This window comes from Sphingomonas jeddahensis (assembly GCF_001981525.1).
GTDB classification, from domain to species: domain Bacteria; phylum Pseudomonadota; class Alphaproteobacteria; order Sphingomonadales; family Sphingomonadaceae; genus Sphingomonas; species Sphingomonas jeddahensis.
In genome coordinates, this window is sequence record NZ_MPSB01000012.1 from 26,480 (window position 1) to 49,589 (window position 23,110).

Annotated in this window: 21 protein-coding genes; 16 read left to right on the forward strand and 5 right to left on the reverse strand. The window is 67.2% G+C overall.

Going from position 1 to position 23,110, the window contains the following annotated elements; all coding sequences use genetic code 11:
• The first annotated feature begins 85 nt into the window (after nucleotides 1-85).
• The 7 genes from SPHI_RS12065 (at nucleotide 86) to SPHI_RS12095 (ending at nucleotide 7,161) form a co-directional block, all read left to right on the forward strand.
• On the forward strand, nucleotides 86-1,243 hold the full coding sequence (locus SPHI_RS12065; RefSeq protein ID WP_076745208.1) for an isovaleryl-CoA dehydrogenase: 1,158 nt from the start codon (nucleotides 86-88) through the stop codon (nucleotides 1,241-1,243).
• 54 nt (nucleotides 1,244-1,297) lie between these two features.
• Nucleotides 1,298-2,899: a carboxyl transferase domain-containing protein gene (locus SPHI_RS12070; protein ID WP_076745209.1), complete on the forward strand. Its 1,602-nt coding sequence runs from the start codon at nucleotides 1,298-1,300 to the stop codon at nucleotides 2,897-2,899.
• 131 nt (nucleotides 2,900-3,030) lie between these two features.
• Complete coding sequence (locus SPHI_RS12075; protein ID WP_233130910.1) at nucleotides 3,031-3,414, forward strand: endonuclease domain-containing protein; 384 nt, start codon at nucleotides 3,031-3,033, stop codon at nucleotides 3,412-3,414.
• A gap of 102 nt (nucleotides 3,415-3,516) precedes the next feature.
• Nucleotides 3,517-5,352: an acetyl/propionyl/methylcrotonyl-CoA carboxylase subunit alpha gene (locus SPHI_RS12080; protein ID WP_076745211.1), complete on the forward strand. Its 1,836-nt coding sequence runs from the start codon at nucleotides 3,517-3,519 to the stop codon at nucleotides 5,350-5,352.
• Nucleotides 5,352-5,822 (forward strand): MaoC family dehydratase, encoded by a 471-nt coding sequence (locus tag SPHI_RS12085; RefSeq protein ID WP_076745212.1) that lies wholly within the window; start codon nucleotides 5,352-5,354, stop codon nucleotides 5,820-5,822. The genes SPHI_RS12080 and SPHI_RS12085 overlap by 1 nt, the downstream gene beginning before the upstream one ends.
• A complete protein-coding gene (locus SPHI_RS12090) occupies nucleotides 5,819-6,526 on the forward strand; it encodes a CoA transferase subunit A (RefSeq protein WP_076745213.1) in 708 nt (235 codons plus the stop codon). The genes SPHI_RS12085 and SPHI_RS12090 overlap by 4 nt, the downstream gene beginning before the upstream one ends.
• Nucleotides 6,526-7,161 (forward strand): CoA transferase subunit B, encoded by a 636-nt coding sequence (locus SPHI_RS12095; RefSeq protein WP_076745214.1) that lies wholly within the window; start codon nucleotides 6,526-6,528, stop codon nucleotides 7,159-7,161. Before SPHI_RS12090 ends, SPHI_RS12095 begins: the two co-directional genes overlap by 1 nt.
• Nucleotides 7,162-7,272: 111 nt before the next feature.
• Here the strand turns inward: SPHI_RS12095 and SPHI_RS12100 are convergent, their stop codons facing one another.
• The gene (locus tag SPHI_RS12100) at nucleotides 7,273-8,103 is read right to left on the reverse strand and encodes a hypothetical protein (protein WP_144036199.1); all 831 of its coding nucleotides are present in this window, start codon (nucleotides 8,101-8,103) and stop codon (nucleotides 7,273-7,275) included.
• A 16-nt stretch (nucleotides 8,104-8,119) separates the two neighbouring features.
• Here SPHI_RS12100 and SPHI_RS12105 point away from each other — a divergent pair, with 16 nt between their 5' ends.
• The 5 genes from SPHI_RS12105 (at nucleotide 8,120) to SPHI_RS12125 (ending at nucleotide 15,162) form a co-directional block, all read left to right on the forward strand.
• Nucleotides 8,120-9,016 carry a fatty acid desaturase family protein gene (locus tag SPHI_RS12105; RefSeq protein WP_076745215.1) on the forward strand — a complete coding sequence of 299 codons (897 nt, stop codon included), beginning with the start codon at nucleotides 8,120-8,122 and terminating at the stop codon, nucleotides 9,014-9,016.
• A gap of 133 nt (nucleotides 9,017-9,149) precedes the next feature.
• Nucleotides 9,150-9,578: a hypothetical protein gene (locus SPHI_RS12110; RefSeq protein WP_076745216.1), complete on the forward strand. Its 429-nt coding sequence runs from the start codon at nucleotides 9,150-9,152 to the stop codon at nucleotides 9,576-9,578.
• A 108-nt stretch (nucleotides 9,579-9,686) separates the two neighbouring features.
• Nucleotides 9,687-11,882 carry a TonB-dependent receptor gene (locus SPHI_RS12115; RefSeq protein ID WP_076745217.1) on the forward strand — a complete coding sequence of 732 codons (2,196 nt, stop codon included), beginning with the start codon at nucleotides 9,687-9,689 and terminating at the stop codon, nucleotides 11,880-11,882.
• Nucleotides 11,883-11,893: 11 nt separating this feature from the next.
• On the forward strand, nucleotides 11,894-13,261 hold the full coding sequence (locus tag SPHI_RS12120) for a PepSY-associated TM helix domain-containing protein (protein WP_076745218.1): 1,368 nt from the start codon (nucleotides 11,894-11,896) through the stop codon (nucleotides 13,259-13,261).
• A gap of 125 nt (nucleotides 13,262-13,386) precedes the next feature.
• Nucleotides 13,387-15,162: an SLC13 family permease gene (locus SPHI_RS12125; RefSeq protein ID WP_076745219.1), complete on the forward strand. Its 1,776-nt coding sequence runs from the start codon at nucleotides 13,387-13,389 to the stop codon at nucleotides 15,160-15,162.
• 16 nt (nucleotides 15,163-15,178) lie between these two features.
• Here the strand turns inward: SPHI_RS12125 and SPHI_RS12130 are convergent, their stop codons facing one another.
• From SPHI_RS12130 to SPHI_RS12145, 4 genes are read right to left on the reverse strand one after another with little or no spacing between them, the layout of a single operon-like run.
• Nucleotides 15,179-15,808 (reverse strand): DUF4198 domain-containing protein, encoded by a 630-nt coding sequence (locus tag SPHI_RS12130; protein WP_076745269.1) that lies wholly within the window; start codon nucleotides 15,806-15,808, stop codon nucleotides 15,179-15,181.
• Nucleotides 15,808-16,092 (reverse strand): DUF3325 domain-containing protein, encoded by a 285-nt coding sequence (locus SPHI_RS12135; protein WP_076745220.1) that lies wholly within the window; start codon nucleotides 16,090-16,092, stop codon nucleotides 15,808-15,810. Before SPHI_RS12135 ends, SPHI_RS12130 begins: the two co-directional genes overlap by 1 nt.
• Nucleotides 16,089-17,678: a PepSY-associated TM helix domain-containing protein gene (locus tag SPHI_RS12140; protein ID WP_076745221.1), complete on the reverse strand. Its 1,590-nt coding sequence runs from the start codon at nucleotides 17,676-17,678 to the stop codon at nucleotides 16,089-16,091. Before SPHI_RS12140 ends, SPHI_RS12135 begins: the two co-directional genes overlap by 4 nt.
• A complete protein-coding gene (locus SPHI_RS12145) occupies nucleotides 17,675-17,992 on the reverse strand; it encodes a hypothetical protein (RefSeq protein WP_083719968.1) in 318 nt (105 codons plus the stop codon). Before SPHI_RS12145 ends, SPHI_RS12140 begins: the two co-directional genes overlap by 4 nt.
• Nucleotides 17,993-18,092: 100 nt before the next feature.
• On the opposite strand from SPHI_RS12145, the gene SPHI_RS12150 reads away from it, so the two are divergent.
• The 4 genes from SPHI_RS12150 (at nucleotide 18,093) to SPHI_RS12165 (ending at nucleotide 23,089) form a co-directional block, all read left to right on the forward strand.
• The gene (locus tag SPHI_RS12150) at nucleotides 18,093-19,910 is read left to right on the forward strand and encodes a cation:proton antiporter (RefSeq protein WP_076745223.1); all 1,818 of its coding nucleotides are present in this window, start codon (nucleotides 18,093-18,095) and stop codon (nucleotides 19,908-19,910) included.
• Entirely contained in the window at nucleotides 19,907-20,578 is a 672-nt protein-coding gene (locus SPHI_RS12155) for an OmpA family protein (RefSeq protein WP_076745224.1), read from the forward strand. Before SPHI_RS12150 ends, SPHI_RS12155 begins: the two co-directional genes overlap by 4 nt.
• Nucleotides 20,579-20,717: 139 nt before the next feature.
• On the forward strand, nucleotides 20,718-21,245 hold the full coding sequence (locus SPHI_RS15000) for a VOC family protein (protein WP_158049697.1): 528 nt from the start codon (nucleotides 20,718-20,720) through the stop codon (nucleotides 21,243-21,245).
• A gap of 68 nt (nucleotides 21,246-21,313) precedes the next feature.
• Nucleotides 21,314-23,089 (forward strand): class I adenylate-forming enzyme family protein, encoded by a 1,776-nt coding sequence (locus SPHI_RS12165; RefSeq protein ID WP_076745225.1) that lies wholly within the window; start codon nucleotides 21,314-21,316, stop codon nucleotides 23,087-23,089.
• Nucleotides 23,090-23,110 lie beyond the last annotated feature (21 nt).

Below are 23,110 nucleotides of genomic sequence, written 5' to 3' on the forward strand. Positions count from 1 at the left end.
ATAGAATGCCTTCGCCAGCCTCAATTTTCCTCGGTGCCACCGGGCCTGCTATCGAGGGCGCCAGGAGACAGGATGTGATAAGCCGATGACGCCGGACTTCGATTTCGCGCTGGGCGACGCCGCCGACATGATCCGGGAGACGACCCGCCGCTTCGCGCAGGACAGGATCGCCCCGATCGCGGCCAGGATCGACGCCGATGACTGGTTCCCGCGCGACGAGCTATGGGCGCCGATGGGCGAACTCGGGCTGCACGGCATCACCGTGGCGGAGGAGGATGGCGGGCTCGGCCTCGGCTATCTCGAACATGTCATCGCTTGCGAGGAGGTCAGCCGCGCCTCCGCTTCGATCGGCCTCAGCTATGGCGCGCATTCCAATTTGTGCGTCAACCAGATCGCGCGCTGGGCGTCGCCGGAGCAGAAGGCCAAGTTTCTCCCCAAGCTGATCAGCGGCGAACACGTCGGCAGCCTCGCCATGTCCGAGACGGGGGCAGGCAGCGACGTCGTGTCGATGAAGCTCAAGGCCGAGCGCACGGATGCGGGCTATGTCCTCAATGGCACGAAGTTCTGGATTACCAACGCGGCCTATGCCGATACCTTGGTCGTCTATGCCAAGACGGGGGAGGGCTCGCGTGGCATCACCACCTTCCTGATCGAGCGCGATATGCCCGGCTTCAGCATCGGGCAGAAGATCGACAAGATGGGCATGCGCGGCTCGCCGACCGCCGAACTGGTCTTCACCGACTGCGAAGTGCCCGAGGCCAACGTCATGGGCCCGCTCAACGGCGGCGTCGGCGTGCTGATGAGCGGGCTGGATTACGAGCGTACCGTGCTCGCCGGCATCCAGCTCGGCATCATGCAGGCGTGCCTCGACGTGGTCGTGCCGTATCTGCGCGAGCGCAAGCAGTTCGGCCAGCCGATCGGCAGCTTCCAGCTGATGCAGGCCAAGGTCGCGGACATGTACGTCGCGCTCAACTCGGCGCGCGCCTATGTCTATGCCGTCGCCAAGTCGTGCGACGCCGGCCGGACGACGCGCTTCGACGCCGCCGGAGCGATCCTGCTCGCCAGCGAAAACGCCTTTAAGGTCGCCGGCGAAGCGGTCCAGGCGCTCGGCGGCGCGGGCTATACCAAGGACTGGCCGGTCGAACGCTTCCTGCGCGACGCCAAGTTGCTCGACATCGGCGCAGGCACCAACGAAATCCGCCGCATGCTGATCGGCCGCGAACTGATCGGGGCAGGCGCGTGAGGGCGTTTCTTGTCAAATCCTCCTCAAGCGCAGCTTGGGGAGGGATTGTAAGCCATGACCGCCCCCACGCTCACCACCACCATCGCCCGCGACACCGACACCTTCCGCGCCAACGCCGCGCACAACCGCGCGCTCGCCGACGACCTCCGCTCCAAGGTCGCGCAAGCCGCGCTCGGCGGCAACGCCAAATCCCGCGAACGCCACACCTCGCGCGGCAAGCTCCTCCCCCGCGACCGGGTTGAGCGCCTGCTCGATCCCGGCAGCGCCTTCCTCGAAATCGGGCAGCTCGCCGCCCACGAGGTGTACGGCGAAGACATCCCCGGCGCCGGCATGATCGCGGGCATCGGCACCGTCGCCGGCCGCCAGTGCATGATCGTCTGCAACGATGCGACGGTGAAGGGCGGCACCTATTATCCGCTCACCGTCAAGAAGCATCTGCGCGCGCAGGAGATCGCGCTCGAGAACCGTCTCCCCTGCATCTACCTCGTCGATTCAGGCGGCGCGAACCTCCCCCACCAAGCCGAGGTCTTCCCCGACCGCGAGCATTTCGGCCGCATCTTCTTCAACCAGGCCAACATGTCCGCGCGCCAGATCCCGCAGATCGCCTGCGTGATGGGCAGCTGCACCGCCGGCGGCGCCTATGTCCCCGCGATGAGCGACGAGACGGTGATCGTCCGCAACCAGGGCACGATCTTCCTCGCCGGCCCGCCGCTGGTGAAGGCCGCGACGGGCGAGGTGATCAGCGCCGAGGAACTCGGCGGCGCGGAAACGCACGGCCGCAAATCCGGCGTGGTCGATCATGTCGCGGAGAATGACGAACATGCGCTGACCATCGTCCGCGACATCGTCGCCACGCTGCTGCCCCCGCGCGAGCCGGACGTCAACCTCGCCGCGGCCCGCGCGCCGCTTTACCCTGCTGACGATCTCTACGGCATCGTGCCCCAGGACGTGCGCGCGCCGTACGATGTGCACGAGGTGATCGCGCGACTGGTCGACGGCAGCCAGTTCCACGAGTTCAAGGCGCTGTACGGCGCCAGCCTCGTCTGCGGCTTCGCGCATATCCACGGCATGCCGGTGGCGATCCTCGCCAACAATGGCGTGCTCTTCTCCGAAAGCGCGCAAAAGGGCGCGCATTTCATCGAACTCGCCTGTCAGCGCCGCGTGCCGCTGCTTTTCCTCCAGAACATCTCGGGCTTCATGGTTGGGGGCAAGTATGAGGCGGAAGGGATCGCCAAGCACGGTGCCAAGCTCGTCACCGCGGTGGCGACGGCGAGCGTCCCCAAGCTCACGGTGCTGATCGGCGGCAGCTTCGGCGCGGGCAATTACGGCATGTGCGGCCGCGCCTATTCGCCCCGCTTCCTGTTCACCTGGCCCAACAGCCGCATCAGCGTGATGGGCGGCGAACAAGCGGCCAGCGTGCTGGCGACCGTCCACCGCGACGCCGACAACTGGACACCGGAGGAAGCCGAAGCCTTCAAGGCCCCCGTCCGCCAGAAATACGAAGACGAAGGCAACCCGTACTACGCCACCGCCCGCTTGTGGGACGACGGCGTGATCGACCCCGCGCAAACCCGCGATGTATTGGGCCTGGCGCTAACGGCGTGCCTCAATGCCCCGGTAGAGGAGGCACCCCGCTTCGGCGTGTTCCGCATGTGAGCGAAGGCGCGCTGCCATCAATTCCTCCCCGGAACGGGGAGGGGGACCATGCGAAGCATGGTGGAGGGGCTGGCGGCAAACTGACCGGCCCCCAAGCGACCGTCACGAAAGCCCGCAAGCTGCGCCGCGAGATGACGTTGCCCGAAGTGATCCTCTGGCAAGCCCTGCGGCGTCAATCACAAGAGCTGAAGTTCCGCAAACAGCATCCCGCCGGCGACTATATCCTTGATTTCTACTGCGCGTCCGCTCGCCTGGCAGTCGAAGTTGACGGCGGGGCCCACGCCAGCCCCGACCGGATCGCCCGAGATCGCCGCCGAGACGCATGGCTTGCACGCTGGAACGTCCGCGTCCTGCGCATTCCCGCACAAGCAATCCTCTCCGACCTGCCCAGCGTCGTAGAAGCGATCTTGGCAGCCGCTTCGCCCAACCAGCCCCTCCACCAGCCTACGGCTGGTCCCCTCCCCGTGCCGGGGAGGAATGATGTGCGCTGTCCTACGCCCCGCCCGTCAAGGTAATCTCCCCACCATGCCCCACGCGCCCGCCCCGCCGAATGTTGACACCCGTTGGAGAAAAACCCTCCACCGCCTCAACTTCCTCAACATTCGCGGTGTTGCAGCATGATCCGCTCACTCCTCATCGCCAACCGCGGCGAGATCGCCTGCCGCATCATCCGCACCGCACGCCGCCTCGGGATCCGCACCGTCGCGGTCCATTCCGACGCTGACGCGACCGCGCTCCACGTCCGCCTCGCCGACGAAGCCATCCCCATCGGCCCCGCCGCCGCGCGCGAGAGCTACCTCGTCGCCGACAAGATCATAGCCGCTGCGCAACAATCAGGCGCCGAGGCGATCCACCCCGGCTACGGCTTCCTGAGCGAAAACGCCGATTTCGCCGCCGCCGTCCAGGCCGCCGGCCTCGTCTGGGTCGGCCCCAACCCCGCCAGCATCCGCGCCATGGGCCTGAAGGACGCCGCAAAGGCACGCATGATCGCCGCCGGCGTCCCCGTCACCCCGGGCTACCTCGGCGACGACCAATCACCCGACCGCCTCCAGGCCGAGGCCGACGCGATCGGCTATCCGGTGCTCATCAAGGCAGTCGCCGGCGGCGGCGGCAAGGGCATGCGCCAGGTCGACGCCGCCGAAAACTTCCAGGACGCCCTGCAATCCTGCCGTCGCGAGGCCGCTTCGTCGTTCGGCGACGATCGCGTGCTGATCGAAAAGTACATCCTGAGCCCACGCCACATCGAGGTGCAGGTGTTCGGCGACACCCACGGCAACGTCGTCCACCTCTTCGAACGCGATTGCTCGCTCCAGCGCCGCCACCAGAAGGTCATCGAGGAAGCCCCCGCCCCCGGCATGGACGAGGCCACCCGCGCCGCCGTCTGCGACGCCGCCGTGCGCGCCGCCAAGGCGGTCGACTATGTCGGCGCCGGCACGATCGAGTTCATCGCCGACGCCAGCGAGGGCCTGCGCGCCGACTGCATCTGGTTCATGGAAATGAACACCCGGCTTCAGGTCGAGCACCCCGTCACCGAGGAAATCACCGGCCAGGACCTCGTCGAATGGCAGCTCCGCGTCGCCAGCGGCGAACCACTGCCGCTCCGCCAGGACGAACTCGCCATCACCGGCTGGGCGATGGAAGCGCGCCTCTACGCCGAGGATCCCGCCAAGGGCTTCCTTCCCTCGATCGGCACGCTTGACGCGTTCGATCTGGGAGAGGGCGCGCGTATCGACACCGGGGTGGAGCAGGGCGCCACCATCTCGCCCTTCTACGATCCGATGATCGCCAAGGTGATCGCCCATGGCGCAACCCGCGATGCCGCCCGCGCCCGCCTCTCCCACGTGCTGGAGGATGCGGTGATCTGGCCGGTGCGCACCAACGCCGGCTTCCTCGTCAAGGCACTCGACCACCCGGACTTCGTCGGCGGCACCGTCGACACCGGCCTGATTGCCCGCGAAGGCGAGGCGCTGATGCCTCCCGAACGCCCCGACGACGAGGCGCTCTCCGCCGCCGCCGCCGCGCTGGTCCCCGCGCACCCGCTCGCCGGCTTCCGCCTCAACGCCGCGCCGCGCACCGAAGCCACCTTTCTGCTCGACGGCGCGCCCGTTGCGATCAACGACATCGAACCCGCCGGCGACGGCCTCGATACAGTCCTCATTTCGCAAGCCGGCCAGACATGGGAATTGAAGCCCTGGCGCGTCGACGGCCGCGCGGCCGGCGGGGCAGGGGACGGTTCGATCCTGTCGCCGATGCCCGGCCGAGTCATCGCGCTCGACGTCGCCGCGGGCGATCGCGTCACCAAGGGCCAGAAGCTCCTGACGCTCGAAGCGATGAAGATGGAGCACGGCCTGGTTGCCCCGTTCGACGGCACCGTCGCCGAACTCAACGCGACGATGGGCGTGCAAGTCACCGAGGGCGCATTGCTCGCCCGCATCCAGGCAGAGGACGAATAATGGCCGGCCGCTTCTTCGACCAATGGCAGGTGGGCGACCGCATCACCCACGACATCCGCCGCACGGTGACGGAAACCGACAATCTCCTCTTCACCACCATGACCCACAACCCGCAGCCGCTTCACCTCGACGTCGAGGCGGCCAAAGCGAGCGAGTTCGGCCAGATCCTCGTCAACGGCACCTTCACCTTCGCGTTGATGGTCGGGCTGTCGGTCGGCGACACGACACTCGGCACCTTGGTGGCCAATCTCGGCTACGACCAGCTCGTCATGCCCAAGCCGGTGTTCATCGGCGACACTTTGCGCGCGACCAGCGAAGTGACCGAGCTGCGCGACAGCAAGTCCCGCCCGAACGCTGGCCTCGTCACCTTCCGCCACGAACTCATCAACCAGCGCGACGAAGTGGTGTGCCGCTGCCTGCGCACCGCGCTATTGCAGCGTCAGTCCAGCGAGGAACCGCAGAACCGATGAACAAGCTCTATCCCGATGCAGCCGCCGCGCTCGACGGCTTGCTCCATGATGGCATGACGATCTGCGCCGGCGGCTTCGGCTTGTGCGGCATTCCCGAACGGCTGATCGACGCGATCCAGGCGGCGGGCACCAGGGATCTCACCATTGCCAGCAACAATGCCGGCATCGACGGCGAAGGGCTCGGCAAGCTGCTCCGCACGCGCCAGGTCCGCAAGATGATTTCCAGCTACGTCGGCGAGAACAAGGAGTTCGAGCGCCAGTATCTCGCCGGCGAGCTCGAAGTGGAGTTCTGCCCGCAAGGCACGCTGGCGGAGCGCTGCCGCGCAGGCGGCGCCGGCATTCCCGGCTTCTACACCAAAACCGGCGTCGGCACCTTGGTGGCCGAGGGCAAGGAAGTGAAGGAGTTCGACGGCGAGGAATACATCCTCGAACGCGGCATCCGCGCCGATCTGTCGATCATCAAAGGGTGGAAGGCCGATGAAAGCGGCAACCTGATCTTCCGCAAGACCGCGCGCAACTTCAATCAGCCGATGGCCACCGCTGGCCGCATCTGCGTCGCCGAAGTCGAGGAAGTGGTTCCGGTCGGCAGCCTCGATCCCGACGCGATCCACCTGCCGGGCATCTATGTGAAGCGCATGATCGTCGGCTCACCCTACGACAAGAAGATCGAGTTCCGCATGACGCGCAAGAGGGAGGCAGCTTAATGGCTTGGGACCGCAACCAGATGGCCGCCCGCGCTGCCAAGGAATTGCGCGACGGCTATTACGTCAACCTAGGTATCGGCATCCCGACTTTGGTGGCGAACAACATCCCCGACGGCATGACGGTGACGCTGCAAAGCGAGAACGGCATGCTCGGCATCGGCCCGTTTCCCTATGAGGGCGAGGAGGATCCCGACCTCATCAACGCCGGCAAGCAGACGATCAGCGAACTGCCCAGCAGCGCCTATTTCGGCTCCGACCAGAGCTTCGCGATGATCCGCGGCGGGCATATCGACCTGACCGTGCTCGGCGCGATGGAAGTTGCGGAAAATGGCGACATCGCGAACTGGATGATCCCCGGCAAGATGATCAAGGGCATGGGCGGCGCGATGGATCTCGTCGCCGGCGTCAAGAAGATCATCGTCGTGATGGAGCATGTGGCGAAGGACGGCAGCCCCAAGTTCATCCCCGCCTGCACGCTGCCGCTGACGGGCAAGAACGTGGTCGACATGATCGTCACCGATCTCGCTGTCTTCCAGCGCCTCGATCACGCCAGCCCATTCCGCCTGATGGAATGCGCCCCCGGCGTCACCGCAGATGAAATCGCCGCCAAAACCAGCGCGCATTACGAGCGTTGACACCAATCGTAACCCCGGCGAAGGCCGGGGCCCAGTTGGGAAAGCCTCGGCGAGCGAAGTGGCCTTTGCCGGGCTTGGTCGCACCTGGGCCCCGGCCTTCGCCAGGGAGCGTCAATCCACCCGCGCCCAACACGCCTTCCCGGCGTCATCATACCCCCGCATCGCCGCCACCATCTCGTCGCGCAGCGGCACATCGACCAGCGCCGCCGGCAACAGCGGATCGCGATTGATCGCGCGGATCACCGACTGCCCCAGCAACAACGTCTCCCGCGCCGCTGCCTCGACGGAAAGCGCAGGAATCCGGGCCAGACTCCCCGCCATCTCCGCGATCCAGAAACGGTAACCCGCCTCGATCGCCGCCGCCGGCCAAAGCCCACGCCACCCATCATCCGCCAGCGCCACCGCATCGCCTAGCACCGTCGCGTCGCCGTCCAGCCCGATCGCCCGCAACTCCGCCGCGAGATCCGGCAGCCCCTCCGCCAAATTGTCCGGCCGCACCCAGCCGCCGGCCGCGGTCGCCGCAAAGCCGTAAAGCGTCAGCGCGCGCTCGCGCCGCCGCACCTGTCGCCGGTCGCTCCGCCCGAGGTGATCCGCCAGAACGATTACCCACCGCCCGTTCCATTCCCGCACCCGCTGCGGCGCCTCGCCCCAGCCCCGCGCACGCCGATCAAGCACCGCGCCCTCCGGTCCGATCGCGTAGAGCCCCCGCTCGACCTGCCGCGCGATCCCCTCACGACACAGCCGCCCCAGCGCGACGCGCATCGCCGCGCCATCCAGATCCATCACCTCCGCTCGCCGGATCAGATCGCCAACCCGCATCGGCGCGCGTGCGGTGGAAAGAAAGCCCAGCGCAAGCGCACGCGCCGACAGCGGTGAGCGCCAGTCATGTAACGCCGTTTGACGGTAATCACCGTTATCTGTTACATCGTTGATCAACGTCACGAGTAAGGATCTAGCCATGAAGCCGGCGCCGATCACCGATTTTCTCTCCAAGGAAGAACTCGCCGCGCTGATGCAGCCGTCCGATCTGCGCGGCTGGTGGACGGTGGCGGCGAACTGGGTGATCATCGCGGCGGCGTTTGCGCTGGCGATCGCCTGGCCCAATCCGCTGACGATCGTGCTCGCGGTGCTGCTCCTCGCCGGGCGGCAGCTCGGGCTTGGCATCATCGTCCACGATTGCGCGCACCATGCGCTGTTCGCCTCGCGCACGCTCAACGAGCGCGTCGGCCAGTGGCTCGCCGGCCATCCCATGAACAATTCGCTTGCTGCCTATCGCAGCTATCACCTCAAGCATCACCGTTACGCCGGCACGCCGCAGGACCCCGACATCGGCTTCGTCCACGCTTATCCCGTCACCCGCACCTCGCTGCGCCGCAAGTTCGTCCGCGATCTCACCGGCCGCACCGGCACGCGCGATCTCCTGCGTGAGTTGCGCCAGTTCCGCCTCGCGCGGCAATGGCCGTGGCTGGCGTTCCACGCCGGGCTGCTCGCGATCCTCTCGCTAGCCGGCGGCTGGTGGGCCTATGGTCTGTGGTGGGTGGCGCAATTGTTCGTCTATCCCGCGATCGTCCGCCTGCGGCAGATCGGCGAGCATGGCGTGGCGGAGGAGCGCGGCGACCTCGATCCGCGCCGCAACACTTCCACCACGGTTGCGCGCTGGTGGGAGAAGCTGTTCGTCGCGCCGAATGACGTCCATTATCATCTGGAGCACCATCTCGCCGCGGGCGTCCCGCCGTACCGGCTCGGGTCGATGCACCGCCTGCTTGTCCAGCGCGGTTATTATGATGGCTACAGCTGCATCTCGCGCGGCTACGCCGACGTGATCCGCCGCGCCGTGAAGCCGCTGCCGGCCTAGCGCGGGTGGGAGAGCGGCATTCCTCCCGCTCTCAACCGTCATCTGCGCGAAGGCGAGGAAGACGAGCTCGCTTCTCGCCAAACGCCAACACCGGTCAGTGACAGGGCATCGCGCGACCGCTAGGGCATAGCGCGTGCAGCCGCTTCGTTCCGCCCTGCTGAAGCAGCCGCTGCTCGCTGCGGCGATCCTGCTCGCGGCGCTGCTGCTGCGGATGTTTGTCCCCGCAGGCTTCATGCCGATGGTGGAGAACGGCCGACTGACGTTGGTGGTCTGCACCGGCTACGGCCCCGCGCCCATGCCCGCGGCGTCGGAACAGGCGCATGCCATGCCCGGCATGCAGCATCACCAGCCCGCGCAACACGATCCCGCGCAACATCAGGCGCAGAACCCGTGCGCCTTCGCCGATCTCGCCCTGCCCGCGATCGGCGGGGCGGATCCGGTTCAGCTCGCCGCGGCGCTGCTGTTCATCGTCACGCTGGCGCTGTTCGGCCGCAGCACGGCGCCGCCCGCCGCCACCCGCCATCTGCGCCCGCCGCTGCGCGGCCCACCCCTCCCGGCCTGATCACCGGCACGCAGCCTGCTGCACCGCCCCGCGCGGTCGGCGCTGCGCCGCTCCATCATTGACCAGTTCGGACCGGCCCGTGCCTCGCGCGCCGGCAAAGGGGAAATCATGAACCGATCCATCGCGGCCGCCCTGCTGGCGTCCGCCACCGCCACGCCGTGCCTCGCCGAGGCCGCCGATCCGCGCCGCGCCGATACCACCATCATCGTCGTCGGCCAGCGCGACGCGCTGAAGCTAGACCCACGTCCCGCCGCCGCCAGCCGCCTCGGCCTGTCGATCCGGGAGACTCCGGCCAGCGTCGAATTGCTGACGCAGGACGATCTCCAGTTGCGCGGCCTGCGCACCGCGCGCGAGACGTTCAACCAGGTGGTCGGCGCGATCGCCGGCAACGTGCCGGGCAACCCCGCCGTGGTGTCGCTGCGCGGCTTTTCGGGTGGCGCGGTGTCGCTCCTCCAGGATGGCGTGCGCATCTCCACCTCCACCGTCGTCCAGCGTGACAGCAACAACTGGCATTTCGACCGAATCGAGGTGCTGAAGGGCCCGGCCTCCGTCCTATATGGCGAAGGGGCGCTGGCCGGCGTGGTCAACAAGGTGACGCGCAAGCCCGTACTGGGCGAGGCGCACATGGACGGATTGCTGTCGGTCGGCAGCTTCGACACGGTGTACGCCGCCGGCGGCGTCAACGTGCCGCTCGGCCCCGATGTCGCATTGCGTGCGGACGCCAGCCACCAGCGATCCGACAGCTTGTACGATGTCGACAATAACGACACAATGTCCGCCGGCCTCACCGCCAGCCTGCTGGTCCGCCCGCATGCCGACGTCTCGTTGCTCGTCGCGGTGGATCATTTCGAGGATCGCTACGACGCCACCTATCAGGGCCTGCCGCTGATCCCCGGCCAGTTCGCGCGCGATCCCCGCAATGCGGTAACCAGCACCGCCGGCCTCGTCGCGGACCGCGCGCTGCGCCGCCGCAACTATAATGCGCAGGACGGCCATTCCGGTGCCGACGAAACGACCATACGCTCGCGGCTCGAGTGGCAGATCGGCAGCGGGTGGAGCTTCGGTCTCGATCTCACCGGCTATACCGCGGATCGCGTCTATCTGCTCACCGATCAGCAGAGCTTCGTGGCGCCTACCGCGGCCTTCCCGAACGGTAGCTTCCGCCAGACCTTTCAGGATTTCCGCCACGATCATCATTTCTGGAACGCGCGCGGCGTGATCGGGAACGCCGGGCGGATCGCCGGCTTGCGCAACCGCTTCAGCATCGGCGCCGAATATAACCACACCGATTTCGAAAGCCTTCGCCGCCAGGCGCCCAACACGATCCTGCCCGCCGTCGACGTGGCCGCACCCGCGCCCTTCACGCTGCCGCGCGGCGCCGGCGTATATTCCTCGGATCTGTTGTTCGTTTCGCGCCTGAAGCAGACCGCCGTTTTTGCCGAGGACGCGCTGAACCTCACACCGCGCTGGCTGGTGGTCGGCGGCATCCGCTGGGACCATATCGATCTCGACCGCGCGACGATCCAGAACGTGTCGGGCGCGATCGATCGCAACCGCCCGACCTATAATCCGCTGTCATGGCGGCTCGGCACCACCTGGGATGTGATGCAGGATCTGACGCTCTATGCGCAATATACCACCGCCGTGTCGCCGGTGTCCTCGATCCTGATCGCGTCGGTCGCCAACACGCGCTTCCGCCTCACCAGCGGCCGTGCCTATGAAGCGGGATTCAAGGCAAGCGGCTGGGGCGGGCGGTTCAGCGTCACCGGCGCGGCCTATCGCATCGAGCAGAAGGACATCCTCACCCGCGATCCCGCCGATCCGTCGTTGACGGTGCAGGGCGGGCGCCAGTCCTCGCAGGGGGTGGAGCTTTCGGCCGTGCTGGTGCCTGTCAAACCGCTGCACCTGTCGGGTGGCATCGCTTATACCGACGCGCAATATGACGAACTGAGCGAGCTGGTCGGCGGCACGCGCGTCGACCGGCGCGGCAACCGCCCAATCAACGTGCCCTCCACCACCCTCAACGCCTCGGCGCTGTACACGCTCGGCACGGCGGTGACGCTCGGCGGCTTCCTTCGCCACGCCAGCGCCTTGTACACCGATACGGCGAACACGATCCGCGTCGCGGGCCACACCGTCCTCGATGCCAGCCTCGCGCTGAACGTGTCGCCGCATGCCACGCTGACGCTGCGCGGCCGAAACCTGACCGACGCTTTCTATGGAGAATATTCCGGCTATCCCGCCACCAACGTCTATATCGGCGCGCCGCGATCCTTTGAGATCGCGCTGGCGACGCGGTTTTGAGAGCGCCCACCATGAACGCCAGCACCCGCGCCGCCGCGCTGCATCGCACGATCTGGCGCTGGCACTTCTGGGCCGGCCTGATCGTCGCCCCGATCCTGCTGATCCTCAGCGTCACCGGCGCGATCTACCTTTTCAACGACGAGATCGACGACACGCTTTATCCGCATCTGCGCTTCGTGCAGCCGCAGGCAACGAGTGTCCCCACCTCGGCAATGATCCTTGCCGCGCTGGCCGCGCATCCCGGCGGCGCGGTGTCGCGCATCGATCTGCCCGGTCGACCAGACCGGTCGGCGCTGCTGTTCGTCACGCCGCGCGAAGGCCGGCAGTTGCACGTTTATGCCGATCCGGGCACGGGGCGCGTGCTCGGCAGCCTCGATTACGCGCTGACGCCGGTGGGCTGGGCCAACGATATGCATGGCTCGCTGACGATCGGCACGCTGGGCGACCGGATCGTCGAGCTTGCCGCCTGCTGGACATTGGTGCTGATCGCGACCGGCGTGTTTCTCTGGTGGCCGCGCGGGCGTTGGCAGCTGGCCGGGACCGTGTGGCCGCGCCTCTCGGGGGGCGGGCGCCGCTTGTGGCGCGATCTGCACGGTCCCGTCGGGCTGTGGACAGCGGGGCTGATCGCCTTTCTCCTCGTCACCGGCCTGCCCTGGGCGGGGGTGCAGGGCGATGTGATCCAGCGTGCCAGCGCCGCGGCTGGGGTGGGCTACCCCGCCTCGTTCCGCGCGCACAATGCGCCGAACAGCGTGCCGATGAAGATTGCGCTTGGCGAGGCGCCCTGGACGCTGGAGACCGCGCCCATGCCGCAATCGCATGCCGGTCACGTCGGTCACGATGCGCCGCCCCCCACCAGCGATGCCGCCGCGATCATCGGCGTCGATCGGGTGACGGCGCTGCTCGCCGATCATGGCCTTTCGGGCGGCTACCGCCTGCACCTGCCGGGCGGGCCCGCCGGCGTTTACGCCGCCTATACCTATCCCGATCAGCCCGAGGGGCAGCGCACGATCTACATCGATCGTTACAGCTTTCGCCAGATCGGCCCGGAGGTCCGCTTCGCCGATTACGGCTGGGTCGGCCGCGCCGTCGAGCTTGGCGTGCAGATCCACATGGGCAATTACTTCGGCCGCGCGAACCAGTTGCTGATGTTGGTGCCGTGCCTTGCCATCTGGCTGCTGACGATCAGCGGCGTTGCCATGTGGTGGAAACGCCGTCCGCACGGCACAATCGGCGCGCCACCGACGATGAGGGGCGCCCGGCTCGGCGGTCTTGCTGCCACGTTGGCGTTGGCAGGCGTGCTCCTGCCGCTTTTCGGCGCCTCGCTCCTTGTGCTCGCTGCTGCCGATCGCCTGCTGCTTGGCCGAGCTGCCAGGGCCTGATAAAATCAGCGGTTCACGCGATTGCGCGAAAGACGAAGCTCCTTTTGCGTGATCGCGCGTTATCGCGCCATGACAGACAATCGCGTGTCCATGCCGCACCAGCGCCGCACCTCCGGAACACTGGCATGACGACACCGCAATGGCTGTCGATCGCCATCCTTGTGGGCATGATGGGCCTCTTCATCTGGGGCCGTTTCCGCTATGATGTGACGGCGATCATCGCGCTTCTCGCGGCGCTCGCCGTCGGCATCGTGAAGCCGGCGGACGCTTTCTCCGGCTTCTCCGACGATATCGTCATCATTGTCGGCTCCGCGCTGGTGCTGTCGGCGGCGATGCAGCGTTCCGGCCTGATCGAGCGTGCGCTGGCGATCGTGTCGCGGCGGGTGAAGCACGTGCGATCGCAATTGCTGGTGCTCAGCGCATCGGTCGGCATCGCCTCCGCCCTTGTAAAGAATGTTGGCGCGCTTGCGATGCTGATGCCCGCGGCCTTTCAGATGGCGAAAAAGAACGAGACCAGCCCTTCCGTCTTTCTGATGCCCATGTCCTTCGCGTCGCTGCTCGGCGGGCTGATGACCTTGGTCGGGACCTCGCCCAACATCATCGTCAGCCGCGTGCGCGAGGACATGACCGGCGTGCCCTTCACGATGTTCGATTATCTGCCCACGGGCCTGGGCCTGCTCGTCGTCGGGCTGATTTTTCTGTCCTTCGGCTATCGCCTGCTGCCGCGCGATCGCAAGCCGAATGCGACCATGGGCGATGCGCTCGACATCACAGGCTATGTCACCGAGGCGAGCATCGGGGAGGGATCGCCGGCTATCGGCGAGACGGTGCGCGACTTTCTTGAACGGCACGATCACGAAGTGACGATCACTAATCTCGTTCGCGCCGGGATGCGCACGGTGCCGGCCAGGCATGTCGAACTGCACGAAGGCGACATTCTGATCCTGGCGGGTGAGCCGGACGCGCTGGAACGAGTGATCGCAAAGGATTCACTGGCTCTCGCTGGCGAGGACCGCGAATTGCCCGGTGCCAGCGAAGGCGACGAGGTCGGGGTGATCGAGGGGGTGATCGGCGCCACCTCGGTCCTGATCGGTCAGACCGCGGGGCGGCTGCGGCTCCAGCAGCGCTACGGCGTCAACCTGATCGCGCTGTCGCGATCGGGCGAGCGGATGGCGCATCAGCTCGGCGAGACCAAGCTGGCGCCGGGCGACGTGATCCTGTTGCAGGGGTCGCTCAAGCTGTTGCCGGAGCGATTGGGCGATCTGGGCGTCCTGCCGCTCGCTGAGCGCACGCTGCGGCTGGGCAGCGCGCGGCGTAGCTGGCTGCCTCTGATCGTGCTTGCCGCAGCGATGATGGCAACGGCGCTGGAACTGGTGCCGGTCGCGGTTGCCTTCTTCGCCGCCGCAGGGGTGGTCGTCATCACCGGCGCGCTGCCGACGCGCGAGGCCTATCAGGCGATCGAGTGGCCGATCCTGATCATGCTCGGCGCGCTGATCCCGGTCAGTGATACGCTCCGCACCACCGGCGCTTCGGATCTGATCGCCACTGGCCTGGCGGAGGTGGCGACCAGCCTGCCCGCCTGGGGTGCAGTGGCGCTGATCATGGTCGTGGCGATGGCGGTGACACCGTTCCTCAACAACGCCGCCACGGTGCTGGTGATGGCCCCGATCGCCGCCGTCTTCGCCAATGATCTCGGCTACCGCCCGGAGGCATTCCTGATCGCCACCGCGATCGGCGCCGGCTGCGATTTCCTCACCCCCATCGGCCACCAGTGCAACACCTTGGTGCTCGGGCCGGGCGGCTATCGCTTCGGCGATTATGCCCGGCTCGGTGCGCCCTTGTCGTTGCTTATCGTGCTGGTCGGCACGCCGCTGGTGATGTGGAGCTGGCCGATCCACTGATCGGCCGCCACTGGCCTCATCGCACCACGAACGTCGTGGTGGTAATCTCATGCAGCACCGCCAGCGGTGCCCCGCCCGCGCTCGCCCCGCCTTCCGTCTTGGCAGCGGCGCTCAGCAGATAGCGGCCGGGCCCACGCGTCGGCACCGCGACGACCCCGCTGGCGTCGCTCTTTAGCGTCTTGGTCCACTTGTCGGGGCTCACCACCGTCACCTCGGTGTCCGCCACCGGCTTCCCCTTGTGCCACACCACGAAGTCGCTGCCGTTCGCTGTCTTGGGCGCGATCTCGAACGGCATCGCCGTGCGCGTCTCGGCGCGGCCGGCGCGGGCGTAATAAGTGATGCCTTCCTTCTTGCCCTCGTCGCCCCAGGGCGCGAACACGTCGCCATCCCAGGCGCGTACGTCGCCGGCGGGCGCCGCCACTTCGAGGTAGCCGGCCTTGCGCACCTGCGCCGCGTCGCTAGCCGGCACCAGCTTGGGCGCCTTCAGGTTCTTGAACTCCGGATCGCCCCCGGCGGGCAGCACATCGGCCGGCTCGCCGAGATAGATGCGCGCTGGCCCGCTGCCGTCGCGCTCGATCCACACTTCATGCGCCGAAGCGGTAGTGGCGGTGCCGAGCAGGGCGGCGGCGATCAGCAGCTTCTTCATCATTTCGACCTTTCAAAGCGCCCAGGCGCAAGATTGAGGAACAGAAACACGCATCCGGCACCCAGCATGACCATCCCCATCCACAGGATTGGGCCGAACACCCAGCCGCTCGCCGCAACCGCGCAGACGAAGCCGAGCGCCAGCGCCAGCCACGCCGGGCCGCGCAACACACCTTTGCCGGCGGAGGTGATCGTTCCCCCAAACCAGCGGCGGTGATGCGCATGCGTCGATAGCCCGAACAGCGCAAAGGCGATGATGCACAAAATGAGCGTCAGCAGCGTCATTCCGCCGGCTCCCACCCGCCGATTGCCGCCTCCGGCGCCGGACGCGAGCGGCGGGCCCTGCGCGCCTTCGGCTGGTAAGTCGCGACCCGCCGCGCGATCGCGACAAACGCGGCGCCGAACACCAGCAACGTCATGTCCACGCCGGCCGGCAGATAATCGCCCGTGAGGATCGAGTTGATGATCCCGCGGTCGGTCCACAGCAGATTATAGAAAGGCAGAAGCGCCAGCAGCGCGCCCGTGCTGCCCAGCAGGATCGTCCAGGCGATCTGCGCCCGCCGCACCAGGGTCAGCACCAGCGCCGCAAGCCAGCCAAGGAAGAGGACGTGGATCTCCCACTCGGCACGGCTCGCCATTTCCACAGGCAGCAGCCGGTTGGCCCACAGCATGCAGGCAATCCCCAGCGGGAAGCCGCCGACCACCGCGACGTTCAGCTTCTCCACGAGCCGGAACCCGAAATACGGCCGCTCCGGATCAGGCAATTTCTCGCGGCGCTTCACCGTCCACATCACCAGCCCGCTGGCGACCATCAACGTACCCGCGACACCGCACAGGAAATAGATCCAGCGCGTGACGGTATCGGCGAAGCGGCCCGCGTGCAGCCCGATCATCACTCCCGCCGTCGCCGCCGCCCCGCCCGGCGGTGGCGATTGCCAGACCAGCGCGCCGGTCACACCGTCATAGGCAAGGCCCGGCGTGCGCGTGTTGAGCATCGACGTCGGCGCCCGCGTCACGCTGACGCGCGCCACCGCATCGCCCGGATCGGACACCGTGATGAACCCCGCCGGCCCGCCCAGCCGCCGCTCGGCATCGGCGACGATGCGGGTGAGGTCGGTTAACGGCGCCGGCCGTCCGCTGCGCTCGGCCGTTTCCACAAACGGGAACAACGTCTCGAACAGCTTCGCTTCATTGGTGTAATTGGCCACGGTCGCCCAGGGCATCAGCAGCGCCATCAGCGTAACGAGGCCGGTATAGGTGATCATCAGGTGGAACGGCAGCGCCAGCACCGCGGTGGCGTTATGCCCGTCCAGCCACGATCGTTGCCCCTTCTGCCGCCTGAGCGTGAAGAAATCCCGGAAGATCTTCTTGTGGGTGACGATCCCCGTCAGGATCGCGACCAGCATCATGATCGATGCCACCCCGACCAGCCAGCGTGCCCAGATGACCGGCACGTAATGAAGGTCGAAGTGGAAGCGATAGAAGAACTCGCCGCCGCGCGTCTCGCGCGCCACCACGGGGTCACCGTCTGCGTCGATCAGCGCCTGATTGTCGCGCCGCCCACGTCGCGGCGCCGCGCCCTCCGCCGGCTGCGGGATCCAGAACAATTGCGCGCCGGGCGTCTGCGCGCTCGGCATGGTGATGTACCAGGTCTTGGCATCGCCGGCGTGGCGCTCCAGAAAACGCTGCGTCCCCGCCAGCACGCGCATCGGCTGTTCCACCCGCGCCAGTTCGGGCCGCATCCAGCGGTTCATGCCGTCCCGCCAGAAGGCGATCGTGCCGGTGACGAACACGAGGAACAGCACCCAGCCTAGCAGCAGGCCGGACCAGGTGTGCAGCGTCGCCTGCGATTGCCGGAAGCTCTGGCTCACACCCGTCCTCCCGTCGCGATCGATCCCCACGCGATCGCGCCCGCCATCGCGCCTAGCACCAGCAGCACGGTAAACGCGCGCAATCCGCTGCGGGCGGCAAAGGCATACATCGCCGCCACCGCGCACAGCGCAAGTGCGATCAGTGCCGCCGCGATCGAGGCTTCGCTCGGCGATCCCGGCAGCAGCCGCGCCAATGCCATCGCCCACAGGCTCGCCACGGCGTAGCCGAGCGGCACGGCGGCAACGATGCGCAGCGCCACATCGCCACGCCGCTTCCACACACCCTCGCTCATCGTCTGCATCGCTCGAGCCATGACGGCCTTCTATCGCCCTTGTTGTTGCAAGTCACTAGCGATAACTCGAAGGGCGACGGCTTCGCTTTCTTCTACCGGTTTGCGCCGTTAAGGCGCTGGGATGGAGCATCAAGCCCTTGTAATCGCGCTCATCGGCCTGCTCGGAATCGGCGCCCAGTGGATCGCTTGGCGAACCGGCTGGCCCGCCATCGCGTTGATGCTCGTCGCTGGCGTCCTTGCCGGCCCGGTCACTGGCCTGATCGTGCCCGAACGAACGTTCGGTGAATTGCTCGAGCCGCTCGTGTCGATCGCCGTTGCGCTGATCTTGTTCGAAGGCGGCCTCAGCCTCAACTTTCGCGAACTGCGTCGTACCGATGGCGCCGTTACTCGCCTGTTGTTTCTCGGCGTGCCGATCGGCTGGGTGCTTGGCAGCCTCGCGCTTTATTACGCCGCCGGGCTGGTCTGGCCGGTCGCGATCCTGTTCGCCGGCATTCTGGTGGTGACCGGGCCGACGGTGGTGTTGCCCTTGCTCCGCCAGAGCAACATTGCGGCGCGTCCGCGCGCGATCCTGAAATGGGAGGCGATCGTCAACGATCCGGTCGGCGCGCTATGTGGCGTCGTCACCTATGAATATCTGCGCCGGGCAGGCGAGGGGGGCACCCTTGCCACCGTTGTCATGTCGCTGATCGCCGCCCGCGTCGTCGCCGGCCTGATCGGCTGGATCGCTGCGCGTGCGATCGGCTGGGCCTTCCCGCGCGGCCATGTGCCCGAATATCTGAAGGCGCCCGTGCTGCTCGTTGCGGTAGTAAGCGTATTTGTCGGCTCGAACCTCGTTCAGCAGGAAACCGGTTTGCTGGCCGTCACCGTGATGGGGGTCGCGCTCGCCAACATGCGGCTGGATTCGCTGCGCGACATCCACCCATTCAAGGAGAACATCACCGTTCTGCTGATCTCGGGCGTGTTCGTGCTGATGTCGGCAAAGCTCGATTTCGCGGTGCTTCAGCGTTTCGAATGGCGCTTCGTCGCCTTCCTCGCCGCGATGCTCTTCCTTGTTCGTCCTGCAACGGTGCTGCTCAGCCTGTTGTTCACGCGCGTGCCGTGGAACGAGCGGCTGCTGATCGCCTGGATCGCGCCCCGCGGTATCGTCGCCGTCGCGATCTCGGGCCTGTTTGCGCTGCGCCTCGATCGGCTTGGTTATGGTGACGGTGCGATCCTGGTCACCTTGTCCTTCGCCCTGGTGGTGGCCACGATCGTCGCGCATGGTTTTTCGATCGGGCCGGTCGCTCGCCTGCTCGGCGTCACCGGCGCACGCGAAAGCGGCTTGCTGATCGTCGGCGGCACGCCCTGGAGCCTCCAGCTCGCCAGCCAGCTGCGCCAACTCGACGTACCGGTGACGATCGCCGATACCAGCTGGCAGCGGCTCGCCCCCGCGCGCCACGCCGGCGTGCCGACCTATCACGGCGAAATCCTGTCCGAAGCGACGGAGGACCGGCTCGACATGTCCCAATTCCAGGTGCTCGCCGCGACGACCGACAATGAGGCGTATAACGCGCTTGTCTGCAATGAATTCGCGCCCGAGATCGGCCGCGACAACGTGTATCAGCTCGGCAGCGGCGCTGATGACGAGGAGGACGCCCGCGCGCTTCCACCCTCGCTGCGCGGCCGCGCATTGTTCGCCAGCGGGCACGGCGTGGAGGAGATCGTCGAGCGGGATCGCCAGGGCTGGACGTTTCGCAAGACGCGCCTCACCGAACGCTTCGATGCCGATGCGGTAAGGGCCGATCTGCCCGATGAGGCGGAGATGTTGTTGCTGTTGCGCAAGAACGGCAGTCTGCGCTTTTTCTCGCACGCCAGCCGGCCGACGCCGCAGCCCGGCGACACGATCATTTCCTACGTCCCGCCGGGCGGCGGGCGACATGCGGCGGGAGCGACGGCATGACGATCACACGTATCACCCCGATGCTGGTGCTGGCGCTCGCCGCCTGCTCCCCCGCGCCGGTTCGCAACGAGTCCGAACCCATGCTCAACGTGGCGGAGGAGGATACGGACAACATCCTCGCCACCCCGCCGGAGGAAGCGCTGGGCAACAACGCCGCCGCGCCCAAATCCATCCTGCGCCCCGACGTGGTCGAGCCCGAAGCCGCACCCCCGCCGCTTGAGCCGCTCGACGTTGTGATCTCCTTCGCCAGCTCCGGCACTGTGCTCGACGACCAGGCGCGGCAGGCGCTCGATGCGATGCTGGCCGAACCCGCCTTCGCCGCCGGTGGGAAGATCACGCTTCGCGGCCACAGCGATTCGCGCGGGCATGACGGCGATAATCTCGTCGCCTCCCGCAAGCGGGCCGAAGCGGTCCGCGCCTATCTCATCAACAAGAAGGTAGCGCCCGATCGTATTACCTTGGTCGCCCTCGGCGAAACTCGCCCGATTGCCCCCAACGCCAAGCTCGACGGCAGCGACGATCCCGACGGCCGTGGACGAAACCGCCGCGTGGAGATCGAAGTCAGCCTCCCTCAATCGCCTGCGCGGACACCGCCGCCATCGGCAGAAGCAAACACCGTCCCGGCAGCGGCGACACCCTCGCGCGATCCCATGTCACCCCGGACTTGATCCGGAGGGCCGGCTGGCTTTCGACGGCACCAGGCAAGGAGATCCAGGGTCTCGGCCAGTACATAGGTCCCACTCGACCATCTCGCCGCAACCGTCCGCCGTCAGCGCCGTTGTCCTCCCGGCAAGGCAGGAGACGATCGTGGGCGTGATCAAGGGTATCGAGCATATCGGGATCACCGTTCCCGCGATCGAGGAAGCCGAGCGGTTCTTCCAGGCGGCGTTCGGCGCCCGGACGCTCTACGCGTTGATTGAAAAGGGCGGCAAGTCGCAGCACGGCGAGGACATGCACCACAAGAACGGGCTCGAACCCGGCACCACCATCGTCGCCATGCGCATGATGCGGCTGGGTGAGGGGGCCAATGTCGAACTGTTCGAGGTCGACGGCGGCCACGGCTCCACACCCCATGGCCCCAGCCGAATGGGCCTCCACCATTTCGCGCTCTACGTCGATGATCTGGACGCCGCCGCCGCGCGATTTCGCGCCGCCGGCGGCACCATGCGCGAAGGCCCGATCGATCTCGGCGGCAAGGAAAGGGGCGCGGGCAACCGCGCCTGGTTTGGCCTCACGCCCTGGGGCCTCCAAGTCGAGTTCATCCACCTCCCATCCCCGCTCGCGCTCGACGATCCCCAGCACAGCGGCCCGCGCTGGATGCCGCAGGAGGCTTGACCCGGCAGCGCTGATCCAACACTCATCCTAAAACGGCCGGCTTACCGGCGAGGCGAGAGGATGAACCAATGGAGCAGCGACCCGCCGTCGCGCCAGCCGGCCCCGAATGGCCGGCGGTGTCACTCGACGAAACCTACCGCATTCTCACCGCCCCCGGCGCGCCGTTCGAGACGCGCGAGGAGGAGATTCGCGGTGTCCGCCTGCGCACCTATGTCGCTGCGCTCAACGATCTGCGGCAGGTGTTCGATCTCGGCCGAAGCTGGGGCGACCGCGAGTTCATCATCTATGAAGGCGAGCGCCAGACCTATGCCGCGCACTTCCGCGCCGCGGGGCAGCTCGGCCGCGTGCTCCACGATCGCTTGGGCGTGCGCAAGGGCGATCGGCTGGTGGTGGCGATGCGCAACCTCCCCGAATGGTCGATCGCCTTCTGGGCCGGCATCTCGATCGGCGCCGTTGTCACCCCGCTCAACGCCTGGGGGCTGGGCGACGAGCTCGCTTACGGCATCACCAATTCGGGCGCCCGAGTCGCGATCGTCGACGGCGACCGGCTCCAACGCCTCGCGCCGTTCGTTGCCGATTGCGCGCTCGACGGCCTCATCTCGGTCCGCACCACCGACGATCACGGCACCGGCGCGATCCCGCTCGACGATCTGATCGGCCCGCGCGAGGGTTATGCCGACCTCCCCGACGTTCCGATGCCCGATCCCGGCCACCATACCGACGATCCCGCCACGATCCTCTACACCAGCGGCACCACCGGTCGCCCCAAGGGCGCGCTTGGCACCCACCGCAACGTGCTGACCAATGTGATCTCGATCGCCTTCAACAACGCTCGCGCCACCATTCGCCGAGGTGATGCGCTGCCCGCGCCTGACCCCGAAGCGCCGCAGCGCGTGAACCTGCTCCCCGTGCCGCTCTTCCACGTCACCGGCACCAATTCGATGCTGATCCCCACCGTTATGGCCGGTGCCAAGCTGGTGCTGATGCACAAATGGAATCCCGAACGCTTCCTCGAACTGGTCGAGGCGGAGCGGGTGAATTCCACCACCGGCGTCCCCGCGATGGTGTGGCAAGTGCTGGAGTCACCAGATTTCGCCCGTCGCGATCTCTCCAGCCTCGACAGCTACGGCTATGGCGGCGCCGCGATCGCGCCCGAGCTGACGCTGAAGTTCGCCGAGCTCTTCCCGTGGTTCAAGCCGGGGCAGGGCTATGGCGCCACCGAAACCTCCTCCGTCTCGATCGGCAACAGCGCGGAGGATTATTTGCGCCACCCCGACAGCGTGGGCCTGCCCGTGCCGGTCTGCGACGTGAAGGTGGTCGATGCCAATGGCCGCGAGCTGCCCCGGGGCGAGGCCGGTGAATTATGGATCCGTGGCCCCAACGTGGTCGCCGGCTATTGGAACAACCCCGACGCTACCGCGCAATGCTTCACGGACGGTTGGTATCACACCGGCGACATCTGCCGCATCGATGACGAGGGCTTCGTCTATCTGCTCGATCGCGCCAAGGACATGCTCATCCGCGGCGGCGAAAACGTTTATTGCGTCGAGATCGAGGACGTGCTCGTCGCGCACCCCGCGGTGATGGACGCCGCCGTCGTCGGCCTCCCGCACCGCATATTGGGCGAGGAAGTCGGCGCACTGGTGCAGCTGCGCCCCGGCGCCTCCGCCACCGAGGCCGAACTGATCGCCTATGCCGCCGGCCTGCTCGCGCCCTTCAAGGTGCCGGTCCGCATCGCCGTGCGCAGTGAGGAATTCCCGCGTAACGCCAGCGGCAAGACGCTGAAGCCCGTACTGCGCGAACAATTACTCGCGGAACATCAGCGCGCCTCCGACGCTGCATAGCGTGCACAGTGAACCGTCACC